Here is a 7058-nt window from a genome sequence, read left to right as displayed (position 1 = left end):
GGCTCGACGTAGGTGGCGTCGGCGATCTCCGGGTCCGTCATGATCGTCGCCGGATTGGAGTTGACCAGGACCACCCGCAGACCCTCGGCCCGCAGGATCCGGCACGCCTGAGTGCCGAAGTGGTCGGCCATGGCGGCCCCGCCGTCGGCGACGGGGCCGGAGCCGATGACCAGGACGGACCGGAAGCCCGGGTGCTCAGGCACGAGGCCGGGCCCAATAGGTCCGGGCTTCCGGGCGGAGCGCGCGGTCAAGGGGGTCGCGCACCAGCCGCGTGACGAGGCCGACGGGGACGAGGACGAACAGGTAGGTCACGGCGAGCAGCACGAAGACACAGGCGCGGCGGAGCGCATCCATGGTGAGGCCCTCTCGAAGTGGGAAGTTCAGTCCAGCGGGATCAGTTCGCGCCAGTTGTCGTTCTCCGACCAGGCGGGCTGCTCGGCCTTCTCGATCAGGAAGCCGCCGATGGCCAGCGTGTCGATGTTCGTCCGCATGAAGCAGCGGTAGGCGTCCTCGGGCGTCGCCACGATGGGCTCGCCCCGCACGTTGAACGACGTGTTGACGAGGACCGGGCATCCGGTCAGTCGGTCGAACTCGGTGAGCAGCCGGTGGAAGACGGGGTCGTGCTCCGCGCTCACGGTCTGCACCCGCGCCGAGTGGTCGACATGGGTGACGGCGGGAATCGTGGAACGGGCGACCTTGAGCAGGTCCAGGCCGTCGACCTGCGCGGAGGTCCCCGTGGCCAGCTGCTGCTGCGCGGCGATCCGCGCGACGATCAGCATGTACGGACTCGGCTGATTCAGCTCGAAGTACTCCGCTGCCCGTTCGGCCGCAACCGCGGGGGCGAAGGGCCGGAACGACTCCCGGAACTTGATCTTCTGGTTCATCGCGGACTGCATCGCCGGATCGCGCGGGTCACCCAGGATCGACCGGGCGCCGAGCGCACGGGGACCGAACTCCATACGGCCCTGGAACCAGGCCACGACCTTCCCCTCCGCGAGCTGCTCCGCCACCGCGCGGGTGATCTGCTCCGGGCCGAGGCGGCGGTGGGGAATGGCAGAGGCGTCGAGGTATGTCTGGACGTCCTCGTCGTCGAAGCCGGGGCCCAGCCGCGACGAGCGCATCGCGTCGCCGCCCGACCGGACGTGGGTCCGGGCCCGGGCGGGTCCCCGCTGCGCGAGGAGGGCCGCCCCGAGGGCCCCGCCCGCGTCACCGGCCGCGGGCTGGACCCACAGCTCATCGAAGATCCCCGCCTCGGCGATCCTTCCGTTCGCGACGCAGTTGAGCGCCACACCGCCGGCCATGCACAGGTGTCGTTCGCCGGTGAGACGGCGCGCCGTGCGTGCCAGCCTGAGCATGATCTCCTCGGTGACGGCCTGCACCGACGCGGCCAGGTCGAACTCCCGCTGGGTGAGCGGGCTCTCGGGTTCGCGGCGCGGTCCGCCGAACAGCTCCTCGAAGGCACGGCCCGTCATCACCTGGCCGTACAGGAACGCGAAGAAGCGCATGTCGAGGCGGAACGAACCGTCCTCCTTCACGTCGACGAGCCGTTCCCGGATCAGCGGGGCGTAGACGGGCCGCCCGTAGGGGGCGAGCCCCATGAGCTTGTACTCGCCCGAGTCGACCTTGAAGCCGCAGAAGTAGGTGAACGCCGAGTAGAGCATGCCGAGGGAGTGTGGGAAGGACAGCTCGGCGACGGGCACCACGTTCCCGTCCACGCCGTGCCAGACCGACGTCGTCGTCCACTCGCCCACACCGTCCACGCACAACACGGCCGCGGACTCGTACGGGCTGGGCAGATAGGCCGACGCGGCGTGCGACTCGTGGTGCCCGAAGGCCCTGACCTCGGGCAGGGGGCCGGACGTCAGGTCCCGGAGGCGGTCCCGCACCGTGTTCAGCGCGCGCCGCTTCCAGCTCAGCCAGCCGGGCATCACCTCCCGGAACGAGCTCCAGGAACGGGGAGCCGTGCCGAGGTACGTCGCCATGACACGCCGGAACTTGAGGTCCGGGCGTTCGTAGTACGCGACGGCGTCGAGGTCGGCGATGCCGATCCCCGCCTCGTCCAGGCAATAACGTAGGGCGAGTTCGGGGAAGGACGGGTCGTGACGACGCCGGCTGAAGCGTTCCTCCTGGGCGGCGGCGAGGATCCCGCCCGGGCCGACGAGGACGGCCGCGCTGTCGTGGTAGTAGGCGGACAGGCCCAGAACGGTGGAGACCGGGGCTTCGGAGGCCATGGGCTCAGCTCCTCGGTTTCAGAGGGAGGCGCGCGCGAGGCGGGCGGCGGACGGGGAACGGCGCCGGGCACGCAGCGCGGCGTACATCACGGCGGACCGCCCCGCGGGCGGGTTGAGGGAGCGATGGCCGATCCGTATGCGCTCCCACGCTTCGGCCTCCCCGCCGGGCCCGGACACCGCGGGCAGGTCGGCGAGGTAGCTGTCGATCGCGTCGGCCGCCCACGCCGAGTGCCCGGTGGCCACGTTGTCGATGGTGTTGTGCAGATCGACGAACTGGGTGCTGAAGCCGTGGTGTCGCAGAGCCACGCGCGCGTCGCGGTAACTGCCCCCGACCCCGGACAGCTCCATCGCCAGATTGAGGCCGAGGATCTCCGGCATGAACTCCTCGGGGAACCGCGAGACGCTGAGCCAGAACACCGGCATGGCGAAGGACTCGTCCCGCAGGGTGCTCCAGGTGGTGAACTCGGGCGACGCGGTGGGCGGCAGGTCGATGTCCATCTGGCGCAGCAGAGCACGGTAGATGCGCGGATGGTTGAGGTCCCGCTCGCCGTTGCCGAGTTCGTCCCAGTAGGTGCGGAAGAGGAAGTGGCCGACGCGGGAGGAGGCGAGCCGGTAGTCGGTGAAGCCCTGCAACCAGCCGCCGTCGATCATGATGAGCGGCGCCAACTGGAGCGTGGAGTCCACCAGTTCCGCGCGGCTCGGCAGGGCGACCTGGCTCGCTTCGAAGCCCTCCGCGTGCTGGTCGTGCGCGCGGGCGAGCCACGCGCGGAGCCCGTTGTCGCGGTCCCAGGAGACCGGCAGCCCACCGTTCGACGCGCGGTTCATGGCGTACCGGGAGCGCGCCAGCCAGCGCGTCGCGTAGGCGTACGCGAAGTCCCGTACGCCGGGGGCGTCGGACCGGCTCAGGAGCGGCAGGTAGGCGGCGCGCGCCGTCCGGGGCGTCAGCGAGGGCCTGCGCGCCGTGACCGCGGGCTGCCGGCCCGGCTGCGCCGTCCCGTCGGCCGCCACCCGGGTTGCCACGCTCCCCTGGGCGGGCCAGTCGGCCTGCACCCGGTGCAGCTCATCGTGGGGGTCGTCGCCGGTACCTGGCACGGGGTGCAGCACGGAGCCCGGTTCGGGCAGCAGCCGGATCCAGCGCCGCAGGACGGCGAGATCCTCCTCGGTGAAGATGCGGAACATGGGCCCCTTCGGACCGATGAGCCGCCCCAGCAGTGGGCTGTTCTCGGGCTTCCCGGGGCGTACGAGGCGGCTGCGGGCCAGTGCGGCCAGGAACGGTGTCGGCCCGGCGTCCACATCGGCGAACCACTCGGACAGCGGGCGCCCTTCGAGCCGGAAACCGGAGTGGTAGACCGCCGCCTGACGGGCCCGCGTATGGATCAGCCGCCAGACCCCGTAGTCGGGGTGCAGGGAGAGCGCGGTCTCGCGGTACAGCCGCTCACTCCACGCACGTACTTCCTGGAGGGCCCAGCGGAAACCCGCGAGCACCCGGCCGGCCGCGTTGTCCGCCCGCGCGGGGCCCGGTCCGGCCTCCGCGGCCAGGTGCGCACGCACGGCGGCCCACGACAGGACGCGGCCGGTGGACCGCGCACCGGGCCGCAGCCCGCCCAGGTCGAGAGCCCCGGTCACGTCTTTCGAGGCGTCCGAGGCGCGCAGGGCGGAGGCCAGCGGGGGCAGCACGCCGACATGGCGCAGGCACAGGTCCGCGCCGAGCAACTGCGATCGGTAGGTGTCGGGGAGGCGGCTCATCATCAGCAGCAGGGCCGGCAGCCGGAAGCTGAAGCCGTCGATGTACTCACTGCCCGCGAGACGCACGCCGGGCTGTTCCTCCGCGACGCCGTGCCGCCTCAGCAGCTCGCGGTAGTCGGTGCCACGGTCGGACAGCGGCATGCCGACGCCCACATCCGTGGCGTACAGCGTCAGGCTCCGCAGGACGGGTTCGGTCTCGGAGTTGCCGGGGCTCGACAGCCACTGCAGCCAGGCCCCCGCGCTCAGCGCGAAGGGGGCGCAGTTGCGCAGGACCCGGCGGACCGCTTCCTCTCGTTCGTCCGTCGCGGGGCCGGCCACGGCCGGGAACACGTCGGTGAAGCGGTCCGCTTCCGCCGCGCTCCATCGAGTGGCTTCCTCGGTCAGCGCCGACAGTTCCTCCTCGGCGCTTTCGGGGTCACCGTACGCGTCGGTGGCGGGAAGGACCTGGACGTCCTGCGGCGTGAGCCGGGAGAGGGCGTCGGGGGAGAGGGCACGCAGATAGAGCGTTCGGTAGCGGGAGGACATGAAGCGGCACCTTCCCTCAGAACATCGGGTAGATGGAGTTGTCCTTGCGCCGTCGCCGGTTCTTGCGGAATTTGAACAGCGCGAAGAGCTTTCGGAACATGCTGGTCACCTCACAGTGGGAGGACGGGGGCACGCCGGGGTGCGGCAGGTCGTGCTCAGCCCAGGGTGAATTCGTTCCGCAGGATGTCGGTCACGACGCGACTGCCCTCGTCCGTGTGGTGCGTCTGATCGACGAACAGCCACGCGTCCCGGTGGGGCGAGACGTTGAGCGCCTCGTTGACATCGAGGAACGGCACACCGCTCTGTTTGCAGGCGGTCTCCAGGCGCTGTGCGTAGGAGGCGTGCACCGCCGGGTCGAGGATCGGCCGGAAAAGATTCCACATCTGCGCGCGCTTGCCGTAGTTCTCCTCGATGAGGAGACGTTCCTGCGCGGTGAGGCGCTTGCGGCTCCACGACGCGGTGGCCTGAAGGGCGAATCGCACCCTGGCCCCGGTCGGGGCGGCGAGTTCGACGAGCCGGGCGAGATCGCGTTCGGTCGCGCGGGCCGCGATGTCGATCCGGCGCTCGGGATCGGCCAGGGCCTGCTTCTCCTGCTCCTGCCGGGCCTCACCGCTGAGCCGACGGGCCGCCTGGGCGAGCCGTCCCTGGGCCCAGCCGGGCTGCTGGGTGCTCTGACCGAGCGTGGGAACGCCCAGCTGGTGGAAGAACTCGCCGGAGAAGAAGAACTGCCCGTAGCCGCTGTCGGCAGCGGGAAGTCCGGCTACCACCAGGTCGTTGAGACCCGAGTAGACGACGATGTCGCGTACGGCGGGCAGTTCGCCCCGGTGCATGAGGAACAGCAGCGTTTCCTGCGTGGAGTTGAACGCCGGGGCGGCGAGGTTGAGCCATGGCCCGGACGACGATCCCTGGGACAGCAGCGACGGGATGGTGTGCGCGTCATCGGTCGCACCGAGGCCGAAGGCGGGGGAGGCCCCCAGGACCAGGTTCACCGGACCGTCGGGGAGGTTCCCCTTGAGCGAGAAGGAACCGCGCTCCCCGACGGAGTGACGGAAGCCGCCGGCGTCGGTGTTGATCGCGGGCGAGCGGTAGCCGGGCCGGTTGAAGAACATGATGTACGGCGCCCAGCAGATGTCACCTGTGGCGAACTCCTCGTAGTGTTTCATGTGCGGAGTCAGCTTCTTCTGCTGTTCCAATGGTCCCCTCCGAGCCGACGACGAGCCCTGACCGGGCGGTCGGGTCCCGATGGAGCCCGGGTCGGCCGCCCTGGGTCACCGACCCTGCTGGTGACTCCTCGAGCGGGGCTCGAAAGTCGTCGGAGGACCGGGGGTGGTGACCTGGAGCGTGGCGGGGGACTGCGTCGGACAGCAGACCTTCAGGACGAACCAGCCGTCGGCGGCTTCGGTCTGCAGCACGCCGCCGAGCTTCTCCACGCGCGCAGCCATGTGGTCGAGGCCGTTACCGCCGTACCGGTCGTCGGACTCGGCGGTCGTGCCCGTCGGTTCGGGTGAGCCGGCCACACCGTTGTTGGCCACGACCAGCTCGATCTGGTGCCCGGACCCGGTGGAGCAGGTGCCCAGCGCGATCCGGCACCGGCTCGCCTGGCTGTGCCGCAGAATGTTGGTGACCGCTTCCCTCAGCACCACAGCGAGCACGCTGCCGATCCGCGGTTCGATGTGCCGGAAGTCGCCCTCCGTGGACACCTCGATGTTCGCCGCCTGCAGGACGTGATGGCCGCGTTCGACCTCGTCGCGCAGATGAAGGCGCCGCTTGCCGTGCACCACCCGCCGCACATCGGCCAGGGCGGAGCGGGTGATCTGGAGAGACTCGGCCAGCTCCTTCCTCGCCTGCGCGTCGTCCCTGCCGATCAGCCGGTTGGCCAGCTCGGTCTTCAGGGTGATCGCGGAGAGGTTGTAGCTGAACAGGTCGTGCAGGTCCTGAGTGAAGCGGATGCGTTCCTGGGACACCGCCACCCAAGCGGATTCCTCACGCCGCCGATGCAGCTCGGTCACCAGATCGACCAGTCGGCTCAGGGCGTGGGAGATGAGGCCGATGGACACGCAGGACAGCAGCATGAACCCGGCGGTGTAGAGGTCGTCCCCGGTGAGGAGTGCGACGGCGAACACCGCCAGGGAGATCAGACAGAAGAGGATGTGGGACAGCCTGGGCTGGAGGACGACCGTGCAGGCCCCGGCGAGAAATCCGCACATGGCCCCCGACTCGTGCCCGAGGAGAAGAACGGGCGAGAAGGAGAGCGCGGCCTGCGCGGCCAGCGTCCACCTGATGTGCCGAAGGCGGCTGCGCACCTGCGGCGAGCAGTGTGCCAGCTGAAGCACATAGCAGCAGCTCACCACAGCGCAGGAGACGGAGAGGGTCTGTGGGGTGTGCGACACCTTGATCAGGTTGGCGACGCCGATGATGGCGAACCCGGCCTGGACGACCGCCATCAGGGTCACTGCGTACCTGGGCGGCATCACCGTTGATGACCGGAGCCCGACTCCTCGGATGAAGATCTTGGTGAGGGAGCTAACGCGGGAAGGGGAGTGGTCCGTATCGACG

General features: G+C 70.2%; 6 protein-coding genes. All 6 read right to left on the bottom strand.

Going from position 1 to position 7058, the window contains the following annotated elements:
* Positions 1–203 (bottom strand): hypothetical protein (locus tag ABZ471_RS37600; protein ID WP_359072998.1); only part of this gene is annotated, 203 nt, incomplete at its 3' end.
* The gene (locus ABZ471_RS37595; protein WP_359072997.1) at positions 196–354 is read right to left on the bottom strand and encodes a hypothetical protein; all 159 of its coding nucleotides are present in this window, start codon (positions 352–354) and stop codon (positions 196–198) included. The genes ABZ471_RS37600 and ABZ471_RS37595, both read right to left, overlap by 8 nt.
* A gap of 26 nt (positions 355–380) precedes the next feature.
* Positions 381–2231 (bottom strand): carbamoyltransferase, encoded by a 1851-nt coding sequence (locus ABZ471_RS37590; protein ID WP_359072996.1) that lies wholly within the window; start codon positions 2229–2231, stop codon positions 381–383.
* Positions 2232–2249: 18 nt separating this feature from the next.
* Complete coding sequence (locus ABZ471_RS37585; protein ID WP_359072994.1) at positions 2250–4502, bottom strand: iron-containing redox enzyme family protein; 2253 nt, start codon at positions 4500–4502, stop codon at positions 2250–2252.
* A 155-nt stretch (positions 4503–4657) separates the two neighbouring features.
* On the bottom strand, positions 4658–5665 hold the full coding sequence (locus tag ABZ471_RS37580) for an IopA (protein WP_359072993.1): 1008 nt from the start codon (positions 5663–5665) through the stop codon (positions 4658–4660).
* Between the two features lie 105 nt (positions 5666–5770).
* Positions 5771–6946, bottom strand: a complete 1176-nt coding sequence (locus tag ABZ471_RS37575) for a histidine kinase (RefSeq protein WP_359072992.1) — start codon at positions 6944–6946, stop codon at positions 5771–5773.
* Positions 6947–7058 lie beyond the last annotated feature (112 nt).

Origin of the sequence: Streptomyces sp. NPDC005728, assembly GCF_040630895.1 — a bacterium.
Lineage (GTDB): Bacteria > Actinomycetota > Actinomycetes > Streptomycetales > Streptomycetaceae > Streptomyces.
This window is presented reverse-complemented; position numbering and strand designations above follow the sequence as displayed.

What these genes read in the sequence shown, in the direction of transcription:
- ABZ471_RS37595 (WP_359072997.1), bottom strand. Translation starts at nt 354, where the DNA reads ATGGATGCGCTCCGCCGCGCCTGTGTCTTCGTGCTGCTCGCCGTGACC.
- ABZ471_RS37590 (WP_359072996.1), bottom strand. Translation starts at nt 2,231, where the DNA reads ATGGCCTCCGAAGCCCCGGTCTCCACCGTTCTGGGCCTGTCCGCCTAC.
- ABZ471_RS37585 (WP_359072994.1), bottom strand. Translation starts at nt 4,502, where the DNA reads ATGTCCTCCCGCTACCGAACGCTCTATCTGCGTGCCCTCTCCCCCGAC.
- ABZ471_RS37580 (WP_359072993.1), bottom strand. Translation starts at nt 5,665, where the DNA reads ATGAAACACTACGAGGAGTTCGCCACAGGTGACATCTGCTGGGCGCCG.
- ABZ471_RS37575 (WP_359072992.1), bottom strand. Translation starts at nt 6,946, where the DNA reads ATGGCGGTCGTCCAGGCCGGGTTCGCCATCATCGGCGTCGCCAACCTG.